Consider the following 24,791-nt stretch of genomic DNA (forward strand, 5'->3'; position numbering starts at 1 on the left):
ATCGACCGGTTGACATAATCGAGGTCTAGTTTCTAAGTTATCAGTTAAATAGGTCATTTTTATGTCAATGAAAGTCGCATTTATAGGTTTAGGCGTAATGGGTTACCCAATGGCGGGGCATTTAGCAAAAGCAGGGCACAGCGTATGCGTTTATAACCGTACTCAAGCTAAAGCACAAGCATGGACTGCAGAACATTCAGGAAGCTTTGCATCAACTCCGCGCGAAGCTGCCAGCAATGCCGACATTGTATTTATGTGTGTTGGTAACGATGACGATTTGCGCTCAGTAGTGTATGGCGACGACGGTGTGTTAGCCGGCATGTTACCGCACACTATTTTGGTTGATCACACCACAACCTCTGCCGAAGTAGCCCGCGAAGTGGCTGCAAAAGCGGCTCTGCAAAATATCGACTTTATAGATGCGCCTGTATCGGGTGGACAAGCTGGCGCCGAAAACGGCGTATTAACGGTTATGGCGGGTGGCAGCGAAGCTGTATTTGCTAAAGTGCAGCCAGTTATGGCGGCGTTTAGTCGCTTTAGCCAACTGTTAGGCGGCGTTGGATCGGGACAACTTTGTAAAATGGTTAATCAAATTTGTATTGCTGGCGCAGTGCAAGGTTTAGCCGAAGGCTTACATTTTGCCAAGCAAGCTGGGCTTGATGGTGAAAAAGTTATAGAAACCATTTCTAAAGGTGCAGCCGGTTCGTGGCAAATGGAAAACCGCTACAAAACAATGTGGGCGGGTGAATATGAGTTTGGTTTTGCCGTAGATTGGATGCGTAAAGATTTAGGCATTGCACTCGATGAAGCTAAAAACAACGGCGCTACTTTACCAATGACCGCAACGGTCGATCAATACTACGCCGACGTACAAGCACTCGGCGGCGGCAGATACGACACCTCAAGTTTACTAGCACGCATTGAAGCGCTGCATAAAAAGTAACGCTGTAGACGCGAAGCTTGCTTGCGTGACGGGCAAAGCCCGTAAAGCGACTTATTCACAAAGAGGTTATGAGGCGCTGCGCTTTTAGAGGAAGTAATAGATCTAAAAAACTATTGTTTTTATGTTTCTCATTTACTCCTCATTCGCTTCTCTTTGTGAATAGAGTTTTATTTAAGTAATTAAAAGCTGTGCTTTTCACGTGAGCAAGCTCTACGTTTACCCCAAAGTGTATATTTATGATTGTTCTGTAGACGCGAAGCTTTCTTGCGTGACGGGCAAGCCCGTAAAGTAATTTATTCACAAAGAGGTTATGAGGCGCTGCGCTTTTAGAGGAAGTGATAAGTCTAAAACGGTTGTTGTTTTTATGTCCTCTCATTTACTCCTCATTCTCTTCTCTTTGTGAATAGTGTTTTATTTAAGTAATTAAAAGCTGTGCTTTTCACGTGAGCAAGCTCTACGTTTACCCCAAAGTATAGATTTATGGTTGTTTCGTAGACGCGAAGCTTGCTTGCGTGACGGGCAAAGCCCGTAAAAGTGACTTACTCACAAAGAGGTTATGAGGCGCTGCGCTTTTAGAGGAAGTAATAGATCTAAAAAATTATTGTTTTTATGTCTTCTCATTTACTCCTCATTCGCTTCTCTTTGTGAAATAGATTTTACTTTGCGTGTAGTGGTACAAATATTTATAAACAAAAAAACGCGACATTTTATTGCTAAAGTGTCGCGTTTTTAATGCGTTACACACACAAACTTAAAGCAAATTACATGCTTTGTGCGTAGTTATATAGTGCCTTTAAAATTGTAAGATTTTTTTCGCTGTCGTCATGTTCATGCGCTAGGTTTTCAAGGGTGATCATAAAATCTTGCGCGTTAATCGACGGTTGATCTTCCCCGTGCATTAACTTGTTTTGGCAATACTGGCGCCATTGGTCAAGCTCTTGCTGGTTTAGCGTTTCAGGCCAGTTACGGGCGCGGTATCTAAATAACAACGTATTGAATTTTTTATCTTCAAAGTCCAAATTCAAACCGGCTAATTCATCTGGTTTAGCATCACGAATAATCGCAAACTTAGCTTTATCAGCATGGCTTGTAAAACCATCATAAAGTAAGTAGTCAACGTTAGTGGTTGCGCTGTAATCGCCTTGCTCGTTAAATACTTCGGTTACTTTATCGCGAAGGTCGGTATTGGCTTTTAAAATAGCTAAGTTAGCTAAGCACTGCTCGCGGTCAATCCCAAGGCGGGCGGCGTTTTCAGGCAATAATGTTTTAGCAGGGGCTAAAATAGGGCACTTGTTTAAATGCACTAGTTTTAAGCCAACAGGTAAATCGTCTTCGGCTAAATCTACACGTTTGGTGTATAAACGTTTGCGTAACTCTTCTACGTTTAAATCAATGAGCACTTGCGGGTTTTGGGTTAAATCAAAACAAATAACTGCGTTTTTATTAACCGGATGAAAGCTCATTGGTGCAACCCAGCTTGTACAGCCTTGTGTTGCAGGTATGCGCGACGTGGCATGCACCAGCGGCGTCATGTTAAATACATCAACCAATTCAGCAAGGGCTTTTTTATTACGCAGCCCAAAAAAGAAGTTATATAGCTTTGGCTGTTTTTCTTTTATTAGCTTAGCCAATGCAATAGTGGCGGTTACGTCGCTTAGCGCATCGTGCGCTGCGGCGTGTTCAATACCATTAGCTACGGTTAAATGCTCTAACTTAAAGCTTGGGCTGCCATCTTCTTTTAACGGCCATTCAATGCCTTCAGGGCGCAGTGCGTAACAAGCACGTACCAAATCAATAATATCCCATCGGCTATTGTTATTTTTGTATTCGCGCTCGTATGGGTCATAAAAATTACGGTAAAAGCTATAACGGCTTACTTCGTCATCAAACCGAATGCTGTTATAACCGGCAACACAGGTGTTTGGCACGCTAAATTCGGCATGAATTTTTGCTATAAACTCAGCTTCAACCAAGCCTTTTTTCATCGCCACTTGTGGCGTAATACCCGTAATTAAACATGCCTCAGGGTGAGGCAAGTAATCCGCTTGCGGCTTACAATATTCAATAAGCGGCTCGCCGATAATATTTAAATCAAGATCGGTACGAACACCCGCAAACTGGCTCGGCTTATCCTTTTGAGGGCTCGCCCCCCAAGTCTCGTAGTCGTGCCAGTAGATTGTTGCTTGATTTTGCTCTTGATATGCCATGCTGAAAACCCTGAGTAGTTAACTTAAAAGCGCCTAAATACGCGCCAAGTTACTAAAATAAAGAATTATTTAGATTATGGCATATGGGCGAGGGAGTTTATAGGTTTGGGTGATAAATGATGTATATAACAAATCAAAGGTGCTAAATGTAATTTACTTAGAAATCCAATCCCATGAAATTTAAGCTGGATAGCTACTTTAGAGGTGGATATTTTTTCTCAAAGGCATCGTATATCTCTCTTTCACAAACAGATACAACACCGTATATCCCCCTCAAAATGGTAGCTCGATCCTTCTCATTTGAAATAGTTGATGCTTTGGTACTGTTTAAAGTACAAGCGCTGCGAATAGGGTAAATTGCTCTAGCGCCATCTTCTGAGCTTAAGTGCCTGTTAGATAATATTTTTAGTAAGCCTTGAACTTCACGTAATTTTAAAGCTACAAACGTATCATAAGCTACTGGGGAATCATTGTTTTCTTTTCTTAGCCAATATGAGTCACTTGCTTCTTTGATTTCTTTTAATAACGAATTTACTGAAGAAATAATAGTATAAGTTTCTGAACGAGATGCTAGTTTCTTCGCATTTCTAAATAGTATATTCCAACCAATTAAAGCAATGGTAATAGAACAAAAAACACTAATGAGTACAGGGAAAATATCTTTCATACCTTTTAACTGACCTTACATTTCGTACATTTTAGCTTCTGAGTCATACTCAGCTTTTGAAATATAATCAATAATCTCATAAGTATACGATTCATCATCAGATTTAAAGTTTAATATAGCTAAAAGCTTCTCTTTATTTGCATGACCAAATCGAACTAAACCTCCAAAAGATTCTTCCATGAATGAAGAAGTCATAGGAATATCCAGGTCATTAAGTTCAATAGTTAATTGCTCATCAGATTTGACGCATTCATCAACCCAATTCTTTAGAAATTTTTCTCTAAACTTGGTCCCATTATCTTTCCCATCAATTTTAGAGCGACCGAATGGAATTTTAGAAAAATCTTTAGAAAGTTTTTTTAACATGATTACCCTGCTTTGTATGGTATTTGCCATTCTATTATAGTCCCTTTTATTGTGTACTGTCCTTCATCTACGATTTCAATATCATCCTCTTTATCTTTATAATATATCCCTTTTCCACTGTAAATCAATAAGCTAGAATTGTCATTTTTATTGTATGTTCTTAATATTTCTCGAGAGCCCTTACCTCTACCTGGTTCATCTACCTTACTTGAGACATCTAAGATAAGTGCATGTTCAATTTTTTCCCCTTCATTATAAAATGAAGGGCTGATTGAACTCATTGTTGTGGGAATACCAATACCTCGATCATAAACGACAAAGTGGAGAGATGAATGCTTTTTATCGAAATAAGCAAACTGCCACCATCTTTTATTATGCTCAGGGGTTTCAGGTAAGTAGCTATGATGTCTAACATTTGACATGGCTTCCAAAATACTAGCCTGAAAGATACGAGCCTCAGTTTTTATAACTGTTAAACCTGATTTCTTTAAAGCTTCAATTGCTGATTTTGCATGTTCGACAGGTTCTGTACCTGATTGAAAAAAGCAGTTTTCTTTTTTTAATCTATTTATTTTTTTTAAAGAGCCTGGTTTTATTGCTTTATAAAAATCGAATTCAGAAAAAATTTTCTTGGCATTCTTATTTTTAGGTTGTGAGAAGGTAATTATGTCCGGCTCATCAGTAATTAATTGAGTGGAAGAAATCTCTGCAAACAGCATCACAGCCGCAGCAGCAGACATCCCTTCTAAATGTTCAAAATTGATATGTAGCTTTAGGCTAAAACGAAAAATTAAATGATGGATGCAATTGATAAATGTTAATGTGTCATATCTACGGTCGTTGTTATATACGTCAATAAATGCAGGAGAAAAAACCTCAATCCTATTGTTGTTTTCATTTATCTTAAATGTAATGCCAGCTTTTTTTAAGAAATTAATAGTATTAAAAAAATCTATGCTCATTTAAATACCTAGTAAAATATTCATGCAATAATTATGTTTGATTGAATTTTCAGCAATAAGACCTAAATAAAATTAAACTTATGCATATATCAGCCGGCACTTTATTGTCTTACTTTACTTTATTGTCTTTAGTTTATAAAGGTTTATTAGTAACAGGTAAAAGAAGTAATGCTTTGAGGTGTAGTAGAAATAATTTCTTAAATTATAAAAAAATAAGTTAATGCATTTCCTCAAGGTGAAATAGTAATAACAAATAAGAGCTATCACTATCCGCAAAATGATGAGCCAGAAATGGTTGTAGCCCAAGTAGTTAAGTTGCTTGAACGTACTAAATAGGTGTTGGTTTGGTTGCTGATTGTATAAATACCAATTGCCGTAAATTAGTAGTTTGGCATTAGACTAAAGTCTATAGGTTAGATTTATTCACTTATTAGGTTTGTTTTAATCGTTTGTCGGTTTTGTGTTAATTCTCTAAAGTTCAGTTGTCGGCAACAAGCACGGCTTAACCAACAGGACTACGACCATGAAACTTACACTTATCAAAACTATCGCTCTTAGCTCACTACTTACATGTTCAGCTGCTGCAATGGCTGAGCAAAGTGATTACAAATTAATGGTTATTGAAGCTGCAACAGCACCACAGCCACTTGAGCAATCATTTAATAGTTGTGCACTGAATGTTAAGTCAAAAAATTACGCTGAGGCTGAAGCAATTTGTACTAAAGCAATCGCGCTTTTAAAAGACGCAGATGGCCCTAAATTTAAAGTACGCCAACTTACATCGTTTGCATTAAGCAACCGTGGTGTTGCACGTTTAAAAGCGAATAACGATACGGCTGGTCTTGCTGATTTATACGAAGCAAACCAAATGTCTACAAGTACAATGGTATCGCACAACTTAACTCGCGCTAAAGAAGAGCTTTCTTTATAAACACTTTATAAAGTGCTTACCAAAAGCATGTTATAAAATAGCGAGAGTAAAAAACCCATGTTAGGTTAATTCCTAACATGGGTTTTTTTGTTTTATTTAATGCGTAAATTAATACCTAAATACGTTAACAGAGTAGGGGGTGTATTTATAATTAATATTTTGGGTATGCTTGTTTAGGCTACGCGAATATAATGCGAGATAACCGTATAAAAAATAATAACCCTTCTGCTTTGCTTATTTTGAGCAAGGTATCATTAAATAAATATTGAGATTTAAACCATGGCACCAGGAACCAGCCTAAGCGTACTTGAAATAAGTGCGATATTTTTATCAATTACCGCGTTACTCACCTATGTAAACCATCGTTTTATTGGCTTGCCAACAACCATTGGCGTTATGGTTATTTCGATGCTTTTATCTATCGGCGCTATATTTTTGGGCTTTTTAGGATTTGATGATCTTATAGATTACGAAGTGAGCTTGCTCGATCAGTTAGATTTTACTGAGGTTTTGCTTGATGGCATGCTCTCTATGCTGCTTTTTGCTGGGGCGCTACATGTAAATGTTAGCGATTTAAGGCGCTATAAATTGCCAATAGGTATTTTGGCCTGTATTGGTACATTGCTATCAACGGTTATTATTGCTGGTGCGCTATATTTAGTACTTCCTTTGCTTGGTTTTGATTTAGCGTTTATTTGGTGCTTACTGTTTGGCGCATTAATTTCGCCAACCGATCCTATTGCAGTAATGGGAATTTTACAATCTGCGGGTGCGCCTAAAAGTATTGAAACCGTGATTGCAGGTGAATCGTTGTTTAACGATGGTATTGGCGTGGTTATTTTTGTGCTTTTATTGGGTGTTTTATCAAGTGGTGATATTCCTACAACTTATTATGTAGCGCACACACTGGCGGTTGAAGCGGGTGGTGGTATTATTTTTGGTTTGGTATTAGGTGGTATTTTATATTACTTACTTAAAAGTATTGATAGTTACCAAGAAGAGGTGCTACTTACTTTAGCGGGCGTTATTGGTGGTTATGCATTGGCAAGCCATTGGCATTTGTCGGGCCCACTTGCAATGGTAATGATGGGGTTAATGGTGGGCAATCATGGTCGTAGTATGGCTATGAGCGACAAAACACGCCATTACGTTGATTTATTTTGGGAGCTGATTGACGAAATTTTAAATGCCATTTTATTTGTACTCATAGGGCTTGAAGTCGTGATGATTGCGTTTTCGAGTAATTTGTTTATTGCTGGTGGCTTAACAATTTTAATCGCGTTACTTGCACGTTTAATTGTTGTGGGTATAACAACCACTACATTTAATAAGCAATTAGAGTTGCCATCTGGCGCGTGGAAAGTTTTAACCTGGGGTGGCTTGCGTGGTGGTATTTCGGTTGCACTGGTATTGCAACTACCTGATGGGAACGAGCGCGATATTTTGTTGGCTCTTACTTATGCGGTTGTGGTGTTTTCAATTTTAATTCAGGGTTTGAGTATTGGTAAAGTAGCCAAAACTATCCGTTAAATATAAATTGGTTAGATCAAACCTGTTAAATGTAATTTTTTAAAAAGCGTGTGAAATAGCTGTATTTCACACGCTTTTTATTTTTCTTATAAAAAAAGGGTAATTAAAACGTAAAGCTGAGCTGCACACCGCTGTAAATATGTTCTTGTGCTTCCCAGTAGTCGCCATCTATTTGGCGTGCTCGGGTAAATACTTCTATTTTAAATGGCTTAAAGTGATAACCCGTACCTATACCTGCGTAGCCGTCTATGTCGTTGTTCGATTTTTCTATTTGGTAGGTGTTGTCGCCTCTATCGTTTTTAAAGGCAAGTTCGAACAGATCTAAGCCAAGCTCGGCGTATATAAAAAAGTCATTAAAATAACCAAGCTTCATTCCATTGTCCCACGTTATAAATTCTTCTTGCTCGCCTTGTTTATTATCGATTACAGCCGCGCCAATTGCGCTTGTAAAAACAACACCAAAGTTACTGTAATTTTGTTTGACCATCATTTCTACACCCGCAGATGTAATGCTGCTATCGCCATTAAATTCTGATTTTATAAACATACCGGTGTTAGGTATGTTGTTACCGAGTAAAAGCCTTGCGTTAGCATTTTGGCTAAATGATAAAAGCGTGCTTAATAAAACAAAAAGAGGAAGTGTGTGTTTCAAAAAAGTTAATCCATTAATGATGAAAAGTTACCAGAGCTGTAATTATAAATACATGACTTAGTATTGCATGTAATTAAATGTATAAATTTGTTTGATTGTTACTCAGCTGTGCCAAAGTAAGGTGTTTAAAATAAAACCAATTAAAAAAGACATAAATAATTATATACATTTTAAAACTTAAAGTAGCGATTTTAGGCACGATTATTAGTTCGTAAGTTATTTAAATATATAGAAAAAACTTAAACGTATTAGACTAAGGTCTATAGGTTAATTTTTCTCACTTATTAGGTTTGTTTTAATCGTTTGTCGGGGTTGTGGTAATTCTCTAAAGTTCAGTTGTCGGCAACAAGCACGGCTTAACTAATCAGGAATATGACCATGAAACTTACACTTATCAAAACTATCGCTCTTAGCTCACTATTAACATGTTCAGCTGCTGCAATGGCTGATCAAAGTGATTACAAATTAATGGTTATTGAAACTGCAACAGCGCCACAGCCACTTGAGCAATCATTTAATAGCTGCGCACTGAATGTTAAGTCAAAAAACTACGCTGAAGCGGAAGCAATTTGTACTAAAGCAATCACACTTTTAAAAGACGCAGATGGCCCTAAATTTAAAGTACGCCAACTTACGTCATTCGCATTAAGCAACCGTGGTGTTGCACGTTTAAAAGCGCATAACGATACAGCTGCACTTGCTGATTTATACGAAGCATCAAAATTGTCTAACAGCTCAATGGTATCGCACAACTTAACTCGCGCTAAAGAAGAATTATCGTTATAAAAAACCTTTATAACGTGTTTTATAGAGTGCTTACTAAAGCATGATATAAAATTGCGAGAGTAAAAAAGCCGATGTTGGATTAAACCCCAACATCGGCTTTTTTGTGTTTATTAACTTTGTATTGTGTTATTAAAAAATAAAAAACTGTATTTTTCTATTTATTGTTTAATTGTTTTTATGGTTTTTAACTAATTGTAATTAATAAGTATTTTTACGGGTGTTAGACTAAAGTCTATAGGTTGGATTTATTCACTTATTAGGTTTGTTTTTATCGTTTGTGGTAAAGCAAAAGATGCAGAGTATGGGTTTGAAAATGCATGGTACCGCGATAAAGTTAATTTTGCAGGCGCTGAACTTATTTATGAGCAAGTAAAGCTTCAAAATACAGACGAACTCGACAAAATTGACGTTATTTTGTCTCGATTGGATTCAACAGATACGCCTTGGGGCGAAGAATCGTTAAATGGAAAATTAACAGTTAGAGACGATGTTTACATTAACGCCGATCGTACTTACCGATGCTCTAGCATTGAGAACGTTAGTTTTGAGCAAAGCAATGTGCTTTATGGCGTTGCTAATACTAGCCCATAGGTTAACTTTCCTACAGCTGATGAATGCGTTAGTGCTAATTTAGATACACCGTTCGAGCGAGGTTTTAGCATTAGCTATACTGAGTCAGGATCGTTTTACCAAACTGACTTTGCCTTTAGAGAGGAAAATGCCGACTTTCAGACATTATCTGATTGGGTAAATGTTAAAGACAAAGCTACTGACTTAGAAACTCAAGATTTAATGACCGTACTCGCTGCTATGCCCTATGAGTTTGATGACGAAACATCTATTGATGCTAGCTTTTGGCGTAAATACAAAACCACAGACAACGTACGTATTATTAAAACAATTGAAGGGAAATGGTTTAGAGATACCCGCCGAGAAGATGGAACAATGCTGCATGAGTGCGGTGAAAATGGTGTTGACTGGGTGCAATGCGAATAATGTAAAAAGCACTTTAATAAATATTAGTTTAATGCCAGTCAGCTAATAACTGACTGGCATTTTTTGTTTGAAAAAGCTTACTTTTATGTGCGGTTATAACTGTATACCTGATGAACTTTATTTTTAATCTGTTTTTTACTCGGGTTTACTGTAAAATTACTGGGTTAACATTTGTAAAGTGATGCTTACAATTGTTATTGCTCATTAAGTATTTAAACTAATTTAAGTAGAGCTTATGATTTTTTATATTATAGGGTTAAGTTTACTTGTTATTATTTTATGCGTTGCGCTTTATGTAATTTACAGCAATGTACATAAAAGTCGGGTAAGAAAATCCAAAGAATACAACGTACTGTTTGATAAAGACACGATAGTGGATGATTTAATCACTCAACTAACAGAAAAAAATCAAACACAAGAAAACCAAGATAAAACAGCTAAAGGTAAAGAAGAAATCCTTGCAACATTTGTTGAGTTACATCGCTCTGGTAGCTTTTGCGCACATTTGAGTGAACAGGAAATTATTTACTTTGTTAAAAAGAAATTAAACATGGAGAGTAATAAAAATGGATAGCGAAAAAGCAGTCCCAGCAGTAAAAAGTGACTCATTTATGAGTCGATTTGGTCGTCGTAATGTAATTGTTGTTTCATCAATTGTTGTTGTATTAGCTGTAATTGCAACGCTTACATCGCAAGTTGTTTCGTGGAATGAAGCAGATGAGCGTTTAGTACATCAATCGGCTTTTACAGGTAACTTGACCGTAATAAATCAAGCCGGCCCTTATTTAAAAGCGTTTGGTACTACATCAGCATATAAAAAAGTAATTTCGATTAACTTTACGGGCGATGCCGGTGCAACAGCAAGCGCAATTGTGCCGTTAATTCCGATTCGATTTTTAGATACGACAACAGGTGGCGCACGAGGTGTCTCTCGTTTTAGATTACCAGGCAATGTACCTGCAGCTGAATCGGGTGCTCTACGTGGTTTACTTAAAATACACGAAGAGTTTGGTTCACAAGAAACATTAATATCTAATTTATTAATGCGCGCAACCACTGAAAATGTAAAAGCGTCGGCGCGAATGATGTCGGTAGAGCAACATTACTCTGGTGGTAATGGTCAATTAAGCCAAGATTTTGCTGATCAATTAACCAACGGTATTTTTGTTACTGAACAAATTATTAGTACGGGTGAGCGCGATAAATCTGACGATTTAGGTAATTTAAGTAAACAGCAACGTGTCACTATTAATATTAAAATGGATGATGAGGGTAATACACTGCGTAACGCACCTATTTTAGGCGCTTACGGTATTACAGTAGTAGATGCCAGCATTATTGATATTGACTACGAAAGCAAAGTAAATGCTCGCCTTGAAGCCCAAAAGCAAGCTGCTGCTGATGAAGCGCTAGCGCGTCAAAACCTTAAAAAAGCAGAGCAACAAGCGCGTACTGAAGTGGCTTTAGGTGAACAAGCAATTGCTAAGCAGCGTGCTGAATCTGAAAAGCTAAAAATAAAAGAGCAAATTGATGCTGAACGGATTAAGGCAAATGCCATTATTTCTGCACAGCAACGAGTGGCTGTAAAAGCGGAGCTTGCAAAAGAGCAAGAAGAGATTCTAAAGCAACAACGTTTAGAAGCATTAGGTATGGACGTTTTAGCTGAGGCTCGTTTAAGAGCTAAGTCTGCTGCACTTGATCCAAAGTATGTATTTGATGAAACACTAAAAGCAGAAGTTAAAATTCAAACCGCTTTATTTACAAGCTTAGGTAATAGCCGTTTAGTGCCTGAAATTGTAATAGGCGCAGGCCAAGGCGAGCAAAGTAATGGCTCTGAATTCATGCGTTTATTAGCCGCCGATGCTGCATTAAGTCTTAAAAAGCGTTTAGAAAAAGAGAAAAAATAAACGATTAGTTAAGTATTGCACAAACAATAAAACGTTGGCTGATTCGCATTGGCCAGCGTTTTTTATTGCGTAAATTTTGTTATTGTATGGTGCGGCTTAGCTTGTGAAAACAAGCTTTTTAAATTATGAAATAAAAGAGTGAGCAGTACTTATGGACCCCAGTAATCAGTTTATTTTAGATTTAGGGCAAGAGCATATTACCATCCAGCGACGATATGAAGCGCTGGGAGCGTTTAACGATTTTTTGATTGCTGTTTGGTTTTTAATTGGCAGTTTTTTCTTTTTAAATGACTCACTAATAGAAAGTGGCACATGGCTGTTTATAGCGGGCAGTGCTCAATTGCTTATAAAACCTATTTTGAAATTGATCAGCTTAGTACATGTTAGTCGGGTATTTCATTCAAATAAAACTTCATAAATAAAACACCATAAATACGACTCATGATGAGTTCAGTTATTATGGCTAATAATTTACCAGTATAAGTTATATAAATATCAAGGATAGAAAAGTGAAAGTACTTAAGTGGATTGCAATTGGAATAGCTACTTTATTAATTATAGGCTTACTAATTCCCGAAAAAATAATGATTCCGGTACAAGGTGCCACAAGTAAAGATTGGAATCATAACACGTTTTGGTACGAGCCTTGGGGTAGGTCGGGTGTGCACAAAGGAATTGATATTTTTGGCACAAAAAATACTCCCGTAGTTGCCTCAACAAGCGGTATTGTTATATTTGCAAGTGAGTTAACCCGTGGTGGTAAGGTGGTTGCAGTGCTTGGGCCTAAATGGCGCGTGCATTATTTTGCACATTTAAATGACTACTCGGTAAGTACAGGTGATGTAGTAAGTATAAACAGTCAAATTGGCTTACTGGGCGATACCGGAAATGCCGCAGGAAAACAGCCTCATGTGCATTATTCTATTTTATCGTTAGTGCCTATGCCGTGGCTTTTTACAACGCAAAACCAAGGGTGGAAAAAGATGTTTTTTTTGAGCCCACATAAAAAACTCACTGCTAAATAATAGTTTTAGCTGTTAAATCAAGATGTTTAACAGCTAAAATCCGTTAATAAACAAGTGTGTATTTAAGCTAAAAATTAGCCTGCAACTGGGGTTTTACCCGCGCGTATATTTTTAATGCTTTTAATAAACATATAAATACAGGTAGTGATTAAACAGCCTGCTAAATAAAACACAATACCGTTGGGTGCATCAGATAAATTTGCAGCAAGCATAGGGCCAAATACCGAACCAATACTGTAACTCAAAAGCATTACCTCAGTTGCCGATACTATTTTTGCCATTGGCAATGAGTCGCACGCAAGTGTTATAGCAATCGGGTAAAGTGCAAAGCTGCATGCGCCTAGTATTAAGTAGCTTACTATTAATCCTGCTAAAGTGTTTGCTTGTAGTATACCCGCAGCACCGGCTGCGCCTACTAAACAAAACATACCCATCAATAAGCTTTTTTCAAGCCGAGTAGATAAGTAACTCACAAGCGGCTGCACGACCATGCCGCCTAAAATAATAACCGCCATAAGTGTTCCTGTGTACTGAGCTTGATCAGCTTGTGCTGAAATATACACCGGCATTAAGCCGTAAATAGGGCCCAGTAATAAGCCCGATGCTAAGCATCCGAGCATAGCTGGGTGGCTTAATGTTTTTATTTCTTTTAGTGGTAGTTTTTCAAGGTGCTGTTTTTCGGGCTGACCTTTAGTTATTAATAAAGGCGCCAAAATAGCTAAAAATAATAACGAGGCTACAAATAAATAAGGCATTGAACCTTCGGTGCCAAGCGGCCCTATAGCAAGTTGACCAACCGCGCTGCCCCCATAAAGTGAGGTCATGTATAAACCCAAACGTTTAGCCCGCGACTTTGCTGTGTTGGTCATTAACAACCAAGACTCAACAACGACAAACACACCGGCAACAGCAACACCTGCTACAAATCGTGCAATTAACCAGTTAACGGTATTTGGTAGCGCAAGTTGTGCAAGCACACTTACTATTAACAAGCTTAAAAATAATATAAAGGCGAAGCGATGACCCATTTTTACCACAATGCGCTCTATTGTGGTGGCGCCAATAAGTAAGCCAAAGTAAAAAATGCTCGCAAGCCAAGGCGCTAGATTTTCATCAAGTTTAAATGCAGGTAACGACAGCGGAATAAGGCTCATTAAAAAGCCTGATGCAATAGCAAAAAATGACAGCCCGATAACGGGTGCTAAAGGGTTGTTAGAAGTGCTTGTGGTGGCTGATTCGGCCATTTGTGTTTATCGACTCATCAAGGTAAATAACCACTGTTTTAAAGTTTGAGAGGTTACTTTAATAATAAAATTTGCGCGAATTTAGAGCCAAATTAAAAATAAGTAAAGTGATATTTTATTAAACAATATAAATAAACTTTAAAACGATCTTTTTGGTAAATTATCGGATCTATTATGCTTTTTATTGTAGTTTTTTCGTGTGGATATTGTTTTATATTTGTGAGCATTTATGTCTGAATAGAGTTTTTTGAAATGCAAGCAGACAGGCACATATCGCATGCTGCACGTCACTTGTAAAGTTTACGCAGCAGCGCGTAGATCAATATTTAAATACGCAGTGGGTGCGTAATGAATTACATAACTTAGATTTAAACTAGATTTAAATTCGGTTTAAAGTTAATTAATATCGGGTGTAGAGTCTCTTAAAATAAGCTTTGGCTGAAACACGTGCTTTACTGTTATGCCGCTTTTTTTGTAAATGTCTTTAAGCACTAAGTTAGCCGCAGCTCGGCCCATTTCGGGAACTGGGTTATCTATTGTAGTCAGTGTTGGGTAGAGATAATTGGTAAAAATTACGTTATCGAACCCAATAATGGCTAAATCTTTTGGCAGGTTAAAACCGTGTTCGCGGGCGTATTTCATAGCACCCGATGCCATTTCGTCATTGGCACATACAAGGGCGGTTATTTGCGCTTTATTTTGAATAAAATGCCTTAAGCCGTCGCTGCCGCCGGTTTCTTTAAAGTCGCCTATGTAAAATAAGTTTTCGTCAAAGGTTAGGTTGTATTCTGCCAGAGCTTTTTTGTGGCCTTTTAAACGGTTTGACGCGTCTTCTTTAAACTGCGGGCCTGCTATGTATGCAATGTTTTTATGGCCTTTGTTGATCATGGCTTTAGTGGCTAAGTAGCCGCCCATTACGTTGTCGAGGCTAATGCAGTTTTCTTCAATTTCTTTAACGTAGCGGCTCATTAAGTAAATAGGGGTTTTGCCTTTACTTAACTCAATTAGGTACTCGTTTGATACCGCTTCTACGTGGGCAATAATAGCGTCGCAATTACGGCCTATTAAAAACTCAAAGCCGCTTTTTTCTTTTTTCTCGTCACTGTGCCCTGGGGTAATAATAACGTGTTTACCCGCAATACGAAGGTGCTCTTCAATGGCTGACATCATTTGACCAAAAAACGGACCATCCAACTCAGAAACTAAAATACCGACGCTGTTTGTAGTGCTAGACGCCAAAGAGCGAGCAATAGAACTTGGCTGATAGCCTAGCTCTTTCATTGCTTCTAATACCTTTTTTTTAGTTTTTTTGCTTACGTAGTCGTTGTCGTTAAGTACCCTTGAAACAGTTGATAAAGACACACCTGCCATTTCTGATACTTGATAAATTGTCGCCATTGATGTCCTAGCTTATATGAATTTTTACTCGCACTTTATAAAAAATATAAAGTGCGAAGGGCCATTAAAAGTTAATTTACACATTACTGCGTCTAATTGCTAAGTCTTCTGTTATTTTTTGCGTCATCGCTGAGGTTAGTGGATAAATAAGCATCAATGCGGCGCCTAAAAAAGCAAATGCGGCAGGTATCCAGCTCATAAGTAGCTGCATACCAGGTAGGGCTTGTGTAATTGTTAGCTCATCCATACCGTTATAGCCGTAGCCTGCAAGTACCACCAATACTAATGCACCGGCAAAACCACCACCGGTTTTTTGTACAAATGTACCCGCAGAATAAATAAGGCCTGTAGCGCGGCGTTTGTTTTTCCACTCTGAATAATCGGCTGAATCACCAAGCATACTAAAAAATAATGTTGGCATCATCGCGGCAAAAAATTCAGCAGCGCAACCAAAGGTAAATACAGCAACCAGGTTATCGCTAGGCACCCAGTAAAATGCAGTAGTGAGTATGCCGCTTAGCATTAATGATGCAATAAATAGGTTTCGTTTACCCATAATTTCGGCCAGTTTACCTGTGGCAAGTGCGCCAAATATAGATACAACCAACAAAGCGATAAAGTATTGCCCAGCCATGAGTTCATTGGCTACGTGATACTTAAAGTAGTACGCAATTACACCGTATTTTATGCCATTAAACATCATGGTTAAAAAACCAATGCCGAGTAACACCAACCAAGGTTTGTTGGTCAGAAGATCAACCATGTCGCGCTGTGATCCCGTTAAGCTTTGCTTATCTTTACTGAGCAATTTTTTAATAACGAATGTCATTGCAGCCATAACAAGGGCAAAAAATACACCGCTGTATAAATCGCGGTAATAAAAAAACAGGGTGGTAGCAAGCAAAGGTAGGATTATAAATGGCAGGCTTTTGGTTAAATCAAATAACTCTGATTTTAAATTCCCTTCATTTGAGGCATGCGGTGTTACACGCTCTTTGGTGGTCGCAAACGTTATAATCATTAAAATAATAAGTAAGCTGGCAAATAAGTACATAGTAAGCTGATAGCCTTTGGTGTTGTCGCCGCCACCAAAAAATGCCACTAGCTCAGGTAAAAAACCCATAACCAATAAGCCACCAGTAAACGCACCTGCAAACCTAAAACCAGAGAGCTTTGTGCGCTCTGTATCGTCTGGTGTCATTACGCCCATAAGTGCCGAGTAGGGCACATTACTTACGGTGTAAGCAAGCGTTAAACCTATGTAGGTTACGTAAGCATAAATAAGTTTATTGGTGGTGCTAAAGTCGGGTGTAGTAAAACACAACACCATAAACAAGCCCAAAAACGGTGCCGAATAGAGTATCCACGGGCGAAATTTACCAAAGCGCGACTGCGTTCTATCGGCAATCATACCCATAATAATATCGGTTACGCCATCTGATAGCCTTACCACCAAAAACAACATGGCAGCGGCGGCTGCCGATATGCCAAATGTATCGGTGTAAAACACCGCTAAATAAGCAAGCGCGCCGCGCCATACTAAGTTAGCGCCGGCATCGCCCATGGCGTAACCTACTTTTTCGTATAAAGGGAGTTTGTTCACAGTGTGTGTTCTTATTGTTATAAGCCGATAAATTATCGGCTAGTTATTAGGTTACTGTACGCTTTACCGCTGGCTTTAACAGTTCGTTTTTGTGTGTTGTAGTCTACGTGTACTATTCCAAAGCGCTTTAAATATCCTTCTGCCCATTCAAAGTTATCCATTAGGCTCCACGCAAAGTAACCATCTACTTTTACGCCTTGCTCGGTTGCGTTATGCAGGGCATTTAAATGCTCGTGGTAATATTCAATACGGTCGTTATCTTTGATTTCACCGTCTTTAAATTCGTCAGCCATGGCTGCGCCGTTTTCGGTAATATAAATAGGCGGTAGGGTGTATTTTTCGTTTAACGTTACAAGTAATTCTGTCAGCGCTTTAGGATAAATTTCCCAGCCTATATCGGTCATTGGCGCTTTATGTGGCAGCTCATGGTAAAAGTCGGTTTCGCTTGCTTGATAATGCATGCGGGTATAAAAGTTAACCCCTAGGTAATCTAGCGGTTGAGCAATTATTTCCATATCGCCATCTAAAATGTCAGGGTGGTGGGCTTTAGGTAACTGCTTAATAATATCAGGGTATTTACCTTGCATTACAGGCTGCATGTACCATTGGTTTATATAGTCATCAGCAAATGCAGTGGCTTTTAAATCGTCTTCACTTTGGGTAACGGAGTAACAAGGCGTAAAGTTAAGTACAATACCGTTTAGCGTATTTGGGCTATTTTTAGCAAGTACTTGCATAGCTAAACCGTGGCCTAGTAATAAGTGGTGCGCGGCTTTACGACCAAATTCGCGGCCTACTATGCCAGGCGCATGTACGCCAATTTCGTAACCTAAGTAAGAGCTACAAAAAGGTTCGTTTAAGGTGGCGTAAGAGTGCACACGTTCCCCAAATGCTTTGGTAATTAAATCTGCGTAATGGGCAAATTCGTAAGCGGTGTTACGGTTTAGCCAGCCACCTTCGTCTTCAATGTGTTGTGGTAAATCCCAGTGGTATAGCGTTACAAAAGCTTTAATGTTACGTCGTTTTAATTCATCTAAAATGTCGGTATAAAACTTAACGCCTGTCGGGTTTAAGTGACCGCTTTTAGTCATTACGCGTGGCCACGAAATCGAGAGTCTGTAAGCGTCTACACCTAATGACTCAATTAAGTTTATATCGTCTTTCCAGCGAGTGTAGTGCTCGCAGGCTACATCGCCATTTGAATTATCGACTATTTTGCCTTCTTTACTGCAAAAGGTATCCCAAATACATGGCAAGCGATCAGTTGCGCCGCCTTCAATTTGAAATGAAGCCGTAGCTACACCATAGGTAAAATTTTTGGCTAAAAGTGGTGAGCCACTAGGTAAAGATAATTGTTTCATTAAGAGAAAACCTCTGCTTCTTTGTAGTAAATTTTGCTTTTATTTATAGTTTATAAATTGCATTGATGGAAGCGCTTCCATATTTAATTTGATTAATCACTAAGGATGGTATTTAATAACTTTAAGGAAGCGCTTCCATATTTAGGTTAGTGGCTATTGTTAAGCAGGTCAATAGTTAAATTTAAATAACAAATAGGCGTTTCACAAAAACACACTGACACAACACAGGGCTATAAAAATGAAAAAAAGCTTAAACACTAACAGGTTACGCATGCTCCCCATTTTAATAGGAGGATTATGCGTTTTAAGTGCGTGTAATAAACAAGAGGTTAACGCTAATAATAGCCAAGACGCCTTAGCCAAAAAGGCTGAGCATGAGCAAGGTGATTTATCACTTTGGCCAACGCTTAAAAGTAAGGTAGTGAAAACGCCTGAAATTGAAAATACGATTGCACAGTATTTAAAAATAATGACGCTTGAGCAAAAAGTAGCGCAGATGATCCAACCTGAAATTCGCGATATAACTGCTGCAGACATGCGCAAATATGGTTTTGGTTCGTATTTAAATGGCGGTGGCTCGTTCCCGAATGCTAATAAGCATGCAACGCCTGCAGATTGGATAACGCTTGCTGAAAGCATGTATCAGGCCTCGGTTGATGACTCAATTGATGGCAGTAAAATTCCAACCATGTGGGGCACCGATGCCGTACATGGCCATAATAATGTGATTGGGGCGACGTTATTCCCTCACAATATTGGTTTAGGTGCTGCTAATAACCCCGCATTAATTGAGCGCATTGCAGCAGCTACTGCAATAGAGGTAATGGCAACAGGCATAGATTGGGTGTTTGCACCGACTGTTGCGGTTGTGCGCGATGACCGATGGGGCCGAACGTACGAAGGCTACTCAGAAGACTCAAGCATAGTGCGTGAATATTCAGCCGCAATTGTAAACGGATTGCAAGGCAGAGCCGATGAAGACTTTTTAAGTGATAAACGCGTAATTAGTACCGTTAAGCACTTTTTAGGCGATGGCGGCACGGTAGATGGCGACGATCAAGGCGATAATATTGATAGCGAAGAGGTGTTATATAACATTCATGCGCAAGGTTATATAGGTGGCTTAACCGCAGGTAGTCAGTCGGTTATGGCATCGTTTAATAGCTGGAATGGTAAAAAAAATCACGGCAATAAATACCTACTTACTGATGTGTTAAAAACAAAAATGGGTTTTGATGGCTTTGTTGTAGGAGATTGGAACGGACACGGACAAGTTGCAGGCTGTACAAATGAAAGTTGCCCGCAGGCTGTTAATGCGGGGCTTGATATTTTTATGGTACCAACGGGTGCTTGGAAGCCACTTTATGAAAATACAATTAAACAAGTAAAAGCGGGCACAATAACAATGGCGCGAATAGATGACGCCGTAGCACGTATTTTACGCGTTAAATTACGCGCGGGTTTATTTGATAAACCAAGCCCTGCAAATCGAAAATATTCAGGTAAATTAGAACTAATAGGTGCGCCAGCACATCGCGATATTGCCCGCCAAGCTGTACAAGAGTCGCTAGTACTGCTTAAAAACAACAATCATTTATTACCGCTTAACCCATCAAGCAACATACTCATAGCAGGCGATGCGGCCGATAACATAGGCAAGCAATCGGGTGGTTGGAGTATTACGTGGCAGGGAACTAATAATCAAAATGCAGATTTCCCTGGGGCAACGTCTATTTATGCGGGCTTGAAAGCGCAAATAGAGGCTGCTGGCGGTAACGCTATTTTAAGCCCAGCGGGTGAGTTTAATACCAAACCCGATGTAGCCATTGTTGTATTTGGTGAAGAACCATACGCAGAGGGGCATGGTGATAAAGACAACCTTGAGTTTGAACGTAACAATAAACGCTCTCTTAAAATATTAAAAACATTAAAGCAGCAAGGTATTGCGGTGGTATCGGTGTTTATATCGGGCAGACCAATGTGGGTTAACAGCGAGCTAAACGCGTCAGATGCATTTGTAGCTGCATGGCTACCGGGTACTGAAGGCCAAGGTATTGCTGATGTTTTATTATCGGATGAAAATGGGCAAGTACAGTATGACTTTAAAGGTAAGTTGTCGTTCTCGTGGCCTAAATCGCCACTACAAACCGCAGTAAATAAGGGCGATGCTGATTACTCGCCATTATTACCCTATGGCTTTGGCTTAACCTATAAAGATGAAAGTACGCTTAGCAATAATCTAAATGAAGACTCAGGTGTTGATATTAGTAACCTTGCGCCACTGTCTATATTTAATGGCAGCTTTAAAACACCGTGGCGTTTGTTTTTAAATTCAAACAGCGAGCAGCACCAAGTAGCAAGTAACAGTGTAAAGCTTGGTAGCATTACTTATCGCACTGAAGACAAAGCGATTCAAGAAGATGCGATGCAATTTAATTTTGATGGCACTGCAGCCAGCTACATCGAAATTAATAGTAACTTTACCGAAGACAAAGTGGCCTACATTGAAGCAAATTCCGCCCTTAGCTTTAGCTATAAAGTAAACCAAATACCTAGCTCGCAAGCATACCTTGCAATGAAGTGCGAACAAGGCTGTGGCGGCGAGCTTGATATTACCCGTGATCTTGAAAATGCTGATTTAAATACATGGCAAACCATGAGTATAGATTTAACGTGTTTTGCTAAAAAGGGTGTTGATTTTGCCAGAGTAACCAGCCCTTTTATTATTAAAACGGCAGGAGAGCTTAGCGTTTCAGTTGCAGATATTAGCTTTGAACCACAAGGCGCTAAAAGCGCTGTGGTTAAGTGTGAATAATAAAACGTAAAAGTTGTTGTGTGTACACAAAGCTCTGAGGGCGTGTTGATCTTTGTGGATTGAAATTTGTTCAATCTAGGGGCAATTTAATCGCGGCGAGAGGTTTGTAACCTAGTGGGATAAGTAAAAACCGAGCAACAAAGAGTAAATTGCCCCTAGGCAGAACCCTACGGGCAGCGCATGTTTGGCATTTATGCTACGTTATCGCCTATTTATGGGGAATAACCACACTACATAGGCTCTGCCTTGCCTAAAAACCAAACATACTGCTGCAAATTCAACCACCAAAGAACAACACGCCCTAATAAGGGCTTTTTTTATGCTGGGCAATACTGCTTTAAAAACTCATGATGAGGCGGTAATTGGCTTACGCGTTGCTCTATTTGTTGCTTAATACCGTGTAAAAAACGGGTGAGTTCTTCATCGCTCATCATGCTAGCTATTAAATGATGTTGATTAGGCTCAATGCCTTGACCAAGCATAACTTGCACCCACGAGTCGACTCTAAAAATGTCGCCATCGTCTAAAAATACACGGCCGGTTTGTTTAAACAAATCAATTTTATGCTGAAGTGTTTTTGGCACTTCCATCGCACTACAGTGTTGCCAAAACTCACTGTCATCGCGATTAGTTACTTTGTAGTGCAGCACAATAAAGTCGCGAATGTTTTCAATTTCGCTTTTAAGCTGTTTGTTGTATTCGTCAATGGCGTGATTGGTAATGCCATTAAACGGAAATAAACGCATAAAGCGAATAATACCCGACATAATTAAGTGAATGCTGGTGGACTCAAGTGGCTCTACAAAACCGCTAGCAAGGCCAAGCGCTAGGCAGTTTTTGTTCCACCCTTTTAAGCGACGCCCTGTTTTAAATTTAATAATACGGGGCTCTGTAAGCGGCTCACCTTCAATATTATTTAATAATAGCGCTTTGGCTTGTTCGCCATCCACATATTGGCTGCAATAAACTAATCCGTTGCCGACACGGTTTTGCAGTGGTATACGCCATTGCCAGCCGCTTTTATGGGCAATAGAGCGGGTAAGTGGCAATACGGTTTCGCTGGTTGATTTTGTTTGCACCGCAATGGCGCTATTACACGGTAGTAAATGCGACCAGTCTTCGTAGCCAGTATGCAATGCTTGCTCTATTAATAAGCCTCTAAAGCCGGTGCAATCAATAAAAAAGTCGCCGTCAATGTGCTCGCCATTATTTAAAATCAATGATTCTATATGGCCCGTTTTAGTGTTTTTTACTACTTTTTGTATCCTACCTTCAATGCGTTTTACACCTAATGGCTCTGAAAATCCACGTAAAAACTGTGCGTAACGCGTGGCATCCATATGGTAGGCATAGTTAATAGGGTTTTGCTGATTAAACGCAAACTTACCGGCTTTAGCCGCTTGCAGCTCGTAGCAGTAATCGCCAAATGGGTTGTTTATTCCTAAAGTTTTACCTTGCAGCCAAAAGTGATGAAATTCACCCGCCCAACATTCTTTGCCCGTTGCGCCAAATGAGTGAATATAATGCGTGTTTTCATCGCCCCAGTTTTCAAAGCTAATACCTAATTTAAAGCTTGCTTGAGTGGCTTTCATAAATGCTTGCTCGTTTATACCCAGCAATTTATGAAATGTACGAATAGGCGGAATTGTTGCTTCACCAACACCTACAGTGCCAATATCGTCAGATTCAACAAGGGTTATGTTTATATTGTTACCAACTAGTTTAGCAAGTGCTGCTGCGGCCATCCAACCTGCAGTGCCGCCTCCAGCAATTACTACGTTTTTAACAGCATTTTTTTTAGTCATTATGTGGCTGCCCATTGTTTGATAAAAGATGATTTAAAAGCGCGCGATTACTTGGCAGTCCATTTAAGCACTGCGCTATTTTTTCGCGATTTTGCTGATAATAGTAATCCCCAGCACGTGGGTCGTTAAATGTATTTTGTGCAGATACTGTTTGTGTATTAAAGCCCATGCCATATAAAACGTATTGATAACTGCTTGATGAAAACACTTCTTCGTTTTCAATAAAATCAAAGCGGCTAGGGGGCTGAAATTGCCAAAGTTTAAGTAAGTTTTGCACGCGTTCGGGCGCGGTATTTAAACTACTAATATTTTGCCAATAGGGAGTGTCGTCGCGCTCGCTTAGCACATAATGAAGTTTTAAAAACTCAATAACGCGTTGCCAACGAGTGCTAAAACGGTCATTAAAACGCTTTTCAAGCTGGCTCATGTGAGTACCGTTTTGCGGTAGTTGCTCGCTTATCATGCTAATTGAAAGCTCAACCATAGCAAGAGCTGACGCTTCAAGTGGCTCTAAAAAGCCAGCTGACATACCCACGGCAACACAGTTTTTAACCCAAAATTTTTGCCTGTAACCAGGGCTGAATTTTAATACACGGTAGTTAAGTTGCTCAGCTTGTTGCTCGCTGGTAGTTTTAGCTATGTAGCTTTTTAGAGTATTTTTTGCGCTTTCATCACTTTGATATTTACTACTAAATACATAACCTGTGGCACGGCGTGTTGGCAGGGCTATATCCCAAATCCAGCCGTTACTTTGCGCTGTAGATAGCGTAGCTGAGGCAATTGGTTGATTGATGTGTGCATTAGGTATTTGCGCCGCTACAGCGCTGTTATTAAATAAAATATGATCTTGCGTTATAAACTCACTATTAAAATGATCACCAATTAAACGAGCACGAGAGCCTGAGCAATCTATAAATAAATCACCTGTTATATCGCCATTATTATTTGTTTTTAATGAAGCAATGTAGCCATGTTCGTCGTTAATAACCTCGGTTACATCGTCAGTAATATGTGTAACGTTTAAGTTTTTAACGCAGTGATTTTTTAAAAACTCAGCAAATTTACCCGCATCTAAATGATAGCCATAGTTGGTGACTGCTGCGTATTCGGGAGTTTGTAATTGTTTTGGTGCAAGTGCTGCTTGGTATACAAAGCTTTGCATATTAACAACGTCGGCAAATTTTTGATCCGGTGCAATACGTTGCCAACTGGCGTGTAAATTAGTGTGCTCGTAGCCTTGTGGATTCATAAAAGGGTGGTAGTAGTTTTCTCCCTCGCTGAGGTTGCGCCAATTTATAAATTTAGAACCTTGCTTAAATGATGCGTCGCACTGGGTTATAAAATTACTTTCTTTAATGCCAATGCGCTGTAGGGTATTGCGCATTGACGGCCACGTGCCTTCGCCCACACCCAATATAGGCACATTTGCCGACTCCACTAACGTTACATTAAGGTGCGGGTGTTCGGCGGCTAATAAGCCTGCGCTTAGCCAGCCGGCAGTACCACCACCTAAAACGACTATTTTTGTTATTGGTTTGGTCATGAGTTAACACCCTAAAGTTGATAACAATTAAACTAGCATTAATACTGTTT

Annotated in this window: 22 protein-coding genes and 1 pseudogene; 12 read left to right on the forward strand and 11 right to left on the reverse strand. The window is 39.2% G+C overall.

The genetic code is table 11. The features are described 5' to 3' along the window. The first annotated feature begins 61 nt into the window (after positions 1-61). A complete protein-coding gene (locus tag GQR53_RS02820; RefSeq protein WP_165742806.1) occupies positions 62-943 on the forward strand; it encodes an NAD(P)-dependent oxidoreductase in 882 nt (293 codons plus the stop codon). Positions 944-1,704: 761 nt separating this feature from the next. On the opposite strand, the gene sbcB is transcribed toward GQR53_RS02820, so the two are convergent. The 4 genes from sbcB to GQR53_RS02840 all read right to left on the reverse strand — a co-directional run bounded on the left by sbcB (position 1,705) and on the right by GQR53_RS02840 (position 5,145). Next, positions 1,705-3,150, reverse strand: coding sequence for an exodeoxyribonuclease I (gene sbcB / locus GQR53_RS02825; RefSeq protein WP_165742807.1), 1,446 nt, complete (start codon positions 3,148-3,150; stop codon positions 1,705-1,707). A gap of 193 nt (positions 3,151-3,343) precedes the next feature. After that, entirely contained in the window at positions 3,344-3,817 is a 474-nt protein-coding gene (locus tag GQR53_RS02830; protein WP_165742808.1) for a hypothetical protein, read from the reverse strand. A gap of 15 nt (positions 3,818-3,832) precedes the next feature. Further along, positions 3,833-4,183 (reverse strand): DUF4325 domain-containing protein, encoded by a 351-nt coding sequence (locus tag GQR53_RS02835; RefSeq protein WP_165742809.1) that lies wholly within the window; start codon positions 4,181-4,183, stop codon positions 3,833-3,835. Between the two features lie 2 nt (positions 4,184-4,185). Beyond that, positions 4,186-5,145 (reverse strand): hypothetical protein, encoded by a 960-nt coding sequence (locus GQR53_RS02840; protein ID WP_165742810.1) that lies wholly within the window; start codon positions 5,143-5,145, stop codon positions 4,186-4,188. A gap of 219 nt (positions 5,146-5,364) precedes the next feature. On the opposite strand from GQR53_RS02840, the pseudogene GQR53_RS20740 reads away from it, so the two are divergent. The 3 genes and pseudogenes from GQR53_RS20740 to GQR53_RS02855 form a co-directional block, all read left to right on the forward strand. Then, positions 5,365-5,481, forward strand: a pseudogene (locus GQR53_RS20740) (alpha/beta hydrolase); the annotation flags it as partial. A 187-nt stretch (positions 5,482-5,668) separates the two neighbouring features. Continuing rightward, on the forward strand, positions 5,669-6,076 hold the full coding sequence (locus tag GQR53_RS02850; RefSeq protein ID WP_149592073.1) for a hypothetical protein: 408 nt from the start codon (positions 5,669-5,671) through the stop codon (positions 6,074-6,076). Positions 6,077-6,355: 279 nt separating this feature from the next. After that, a complete protein-coding gene (locus GQR53_RS02855; protein ID WP_165742811.1) occupies positions 6,356-7,606 on the forward strand; it encodes a sodium:proton antiporter in 1,251 nt (416 codons plus the stop codon). Between the two features lie 103 nt (positions 7,607-7,709). On the opposite strand, the gene GQR53_RS02860 is transcribed toward GQR53_RS02855, so the two are convergent. Beyond that, positions 7,710-8,258, reverse strand: coding sequence for a hypothetical protein (locus GQR53_RS02860; RefSeq protein WP_165742812.1), 549 nt, complete (start codon positions 8,256-8,258; stop codon positions 7,710-7,712). Between the two features lie 378 nt (positions 8,259-8,636). Between GQR53_RS02860 and GQR53_RS02865 the strand changes: the two genes are divergently transcribed. The 7 genes from GQR53_RS02865 to GQR53_RS02890 all read left to right on the forward strand — a co-directional run bounded on the left by GQR53_RS02865 (position 8,637) and on the right by GQR53_RS02890 (position 12,972). Next, complete coding sequence (locus GQR53_RS02865) at positions 8,637-9,044, forward strand: hypothetical protein (protein ID WP_149592074.1); 408 nt, start codon at positions 8,637-8,639, stop codon at positions 9,042-9,044. 414 nt (positions 9,045-9,458) lie between these two features. Further along, positions 9,459-9,635 (forward strand): hypothetical protein, encoded by a 177-nt coding sequence (locus GQR53_RS20745; RefSeq protein ID WP_240917432.1) that lies wholly within the window; start codon positions 9,459-9,461, stop codon positions 9,633-9,635. Positions 9,636-9,836: 201 nt separating this feature from the next. Then, positions 9,837-10,040, forward strand: a complete 204-nt coding sequence (locus GQR53_RS20750) for a hypothetical protein (protein WP_240917433.1) — start codon at positions 9,837-9,839, stop codon at positions 10,038-10,040. 235 nt (positions 10,041-10,275) lie between these two features. Continuing rightward, positions 10,276-10,614, forward strand: a complete 339-nt coding sequence (locus tag GQR53_RS02875; protein WP_008137861.1) for a hypothetical protein — start codon at positions 10,276-10,278, stop codon at positions 10,612-10,614. Further along, a complete protein-coding gene (locus GQR53_RS02880; RefSeq protein ID WP_101163014.1) occupies positions 10,607-11,947 on the forward strand; it encodes an SPFH domain-containing protein in 1,341 nt (446 codons plus the stop codon). Before GQR53_RS02875 ends, GQR53_RS02880 begins: the two co-directional genes overlap by 8 nt. A 151-nt stretch (positions 11,948-12,098) precedes the next feature. Further along, positions 12,099-12,365 carry a YrhK family protein gene (locus tag GQR53_RS02885; protein ID WP_165742813.1) on the forward strand — a complete coding sequence of 89 codons (267 nt, stop codon included), beginning with the start codon at positions 12,099-12,101 and terminating at the stop codon, positions 12,363-12,365. Between the two features lie 91 nt (positions 12,366-12,456). Continuing rightward, positions 12,457-12,972, forward strand: a complete 516-nt coding sequence (locus GQR53_RS02890; protein ID WP_165742814.1) for a M23 family metallopeptidase — start codon at positions 12,457-12,459, stop codon at positions 12,970-12,972. 74 nt (positions 12,973-13,046) lie between these two features. Here the strand turns inward: GQR53_RS02890 and GQR53_RS02895 are convergent, their stop codons facing one another. From GQR53_RS02895 to GQR53_RS02910, 4 genes are all read right to left on the reverse strand, one after another. Then, on the reverse strand, positions 13,047-14,216 hold the full coding sequence (locus GQR53_RS02895) for an MFS transporter (RefSeq protein ID WP_165742815.1): 1,170 nt from the start codon (positions 14,214-14,216) through the stop codon (positions 13,047-13,049). 396 nt (positions 14,217-14,612) lie between these two features. After that, on the reverse strand, positions 14,613-15,614 hold the full coding sequence (locus tag GQR53_RS02900) for a LacI family DNA-binding transcriptional regulator (RefSeq protein ID WP_002961833.1): 1,002 nt from the start codon (positions 15,612-15,614) through the stop codon (positions 14,613-14,615). 76 nt (positions 15,615-15,690) lie between these two features. Next, on the reverse strand, positions 15,691-17,217 hold the full coding sequence (locus GQR53_RS02905) for an MFS transporter (protein ID WP_165742816.1): 1,527 nt from the start codon (positions 17,215-17,217) through the stop codon (positions 15,691-15,693). A gap of 32 nt (positions 17,218-17,249) precedes the next feature. Continuing rightward, complete coding sequence (locus GQR53_RS02910) at positions 17,250-18,578, reverse strand: GH1 family beta-glucosidase (protein WP_165742817.1); 1,329 nt, start codon at positions 18,576-18,578, stop codon at positions 17,250-17,252. Positions 18,579-18,816: 238 nt separating this feature from the next. Between GQR53_RS02910 and GQR53_RS02915 the strand changes: the two genes are divergently transcribed. Beyond that, a complete protein-coding gene (locus GQR53_RS02915) occupies positions 18,817-21,393 on the forward strand; it encodes a glycoside hydrolase family 3 N-terminal domain-containing protein (protein ID WP_165742818.1) in 2,577 nt (858 codons plus the stop codon). 317 nt (positions 21,394-21,710) lie between these two features. On the opposite strand, the gene GQR53_RS02920 is transcribed toward GQR53_RS02915, so the two are convergent. Next, positions 21,711-23,198, reverse strand: a complete 1,488-nt coding sequence (locus GQR53_RS02920; protein ID WP_165742819.1) for a tryptophan halogenase family protein — start codon at positions 23,196-23,198, stop codon at positions 21,711-21,713. After that, the gene (locus tag GQR53_RS02925) at positions 23,191-24,741 is read right to left on the reverse strand and encodes a tryptophan halogenase family protein (protein ID WP_165742820.1); all 1,551 of its coding nucleotides are present in this window, start codon (positions 24,739-24,741) and stop codon (positions 23,191-23,193) included. The genes GQR53_RS02920 and GQR53_RS02925 overlap by 8 nt, the downstream gene beginning before the upstream one ends. Positions 24,742-24,791 lie beyond the last annotated feature (50 nt).

This window comes from Pseudoalteromonas sp. Z9A6 (assembly GCF_011378805.1).
In the GTDB taxonomy this organism is placed as follows: Bacteria; Pseudomonadota; Gammaproteobacteria; order Enterobacterales; family Alteromonadaceae; genus Pseudoalteromonas; species Pseudoalteromonas distincta.

Coding starts and splice junctions, on each gene's coding strand:
- GQR53_RS02820 (WP_165742806.1), top strand. CDS start 62: ATGTCAATGAAAGTCGCATTTATAGGTTTAGGCGTAATGGGTTACCCA.
- sbcB (WP_165742807.1), bottom strand. CDS start 3,150: ATGGCATATCAAGAGCAAAATCAAGCAACAATCTACTGGCACGACTAC.
- GQR53_RS02830 (WP_165742808.1), bottom strand. CDS start 3,817: ATGAAAGATATTTTCCCTGTACTCATTAGTGTTTTTTGTTCTATTACC.
- GQR53_RS02835 (WP_165742809.1), bottom strand. CDS start 4,183: ATGTTAAAAAAACTTTCTAAAGATTTTTCTAAAATTCCATTCGGTCGC.
- GQR53_RS02840 (WP_165742810.1), bottom strand. CDS start 5,145: ATGAGCATAGATTTTTTTAATACTATTAATTTCTTAAAAAAAGCTGGC.
- GQR53_RS02850 (WP_149592073.1), top strand. CDS start 5,669: ATGAAACTTACACTTATCAAAACTATCGCTCTTAGCTCACTACTTACA.
- GQR53_RS02855 (WP_165742811.1), top strand. CDS start 6,356: ATGGCACCAGGAACCAGCCTAAGCGTACTTGAAATAAGTGCGATATTT.
- GQR53_RS02865 (WP_149592074.1), top strand. CDS start 8,637: ATGAAACTTACACTTATCAAAACTATCGCTCTTAGCTCACTATTAACA.
- GQR53_RS20750 (WP_240917433.1), top strand. CDS start 9,837: ATGACCGTACTCGCTGCTATGCCCTATGAGTTTGATGACGAAACATCT.
- GQR53_RS02875 (WP_008137861.1), top strand. CDS start 10,276: ATGATTTTTTATATTATAGGGTTAAGTTTACTTGTTATTATTTTATGC.
- GQR53_RS02880 (WP_101163014.1), top strand. CDS start 10,607: ATGGATAGCGAAAAAGCAGTCCCAGCAGTAAAAAGTGACTCATTTATG.
- GQR53_RS02885 (WP_165742813.1), top strand. CDS start 12,099: ATGGACCCCAGTAATCAGTTTATTTTAGATTTAGGGCAAGAGCATATT.
- GQR53_RS02895 (WP_165742815.1), bottom strand. CDS start 14,216: ATGGCCGAATCAGCCACCACAAGCACTTCTAACAACCCTTTAGCACCC.
- GQR53_RS02900 (WP_002961833.1), bottom strand. CDS start 15,614: ATGGCGACAATTTATCAAGTATCAGAAATGGCAGGTGTGTCTTTATCA.
- GQR53_RS02910 (WP_165742817.1), bottom strand. CDS start 18,578: ATGAAACAATTATCTTTACCTAGTGGCTCACCACTTTTAGCCAAAAAT.
- GQR53_RS02915 (WP_165742818.1), top strand. CDS start 18,817: ATGAAAAAAAGCTTAAACACTAACAGGTTACGCATGCTCCCCATTTTA.
- GQR53_RS02920 (WP_165742819.1), bottom strand. CDS start 23,198: ATGACTAAAAAAAATGCTGTTAAAAACGTAGTAATTGCTGGAGGCGGC.
- GQR53_RS02925 (WP_165742820.1), bottom strand. CDS start 24,741: ATGACCAAACCAATAACAAAAATAGTCGTTTTAGGTGGTGGTACTGCC.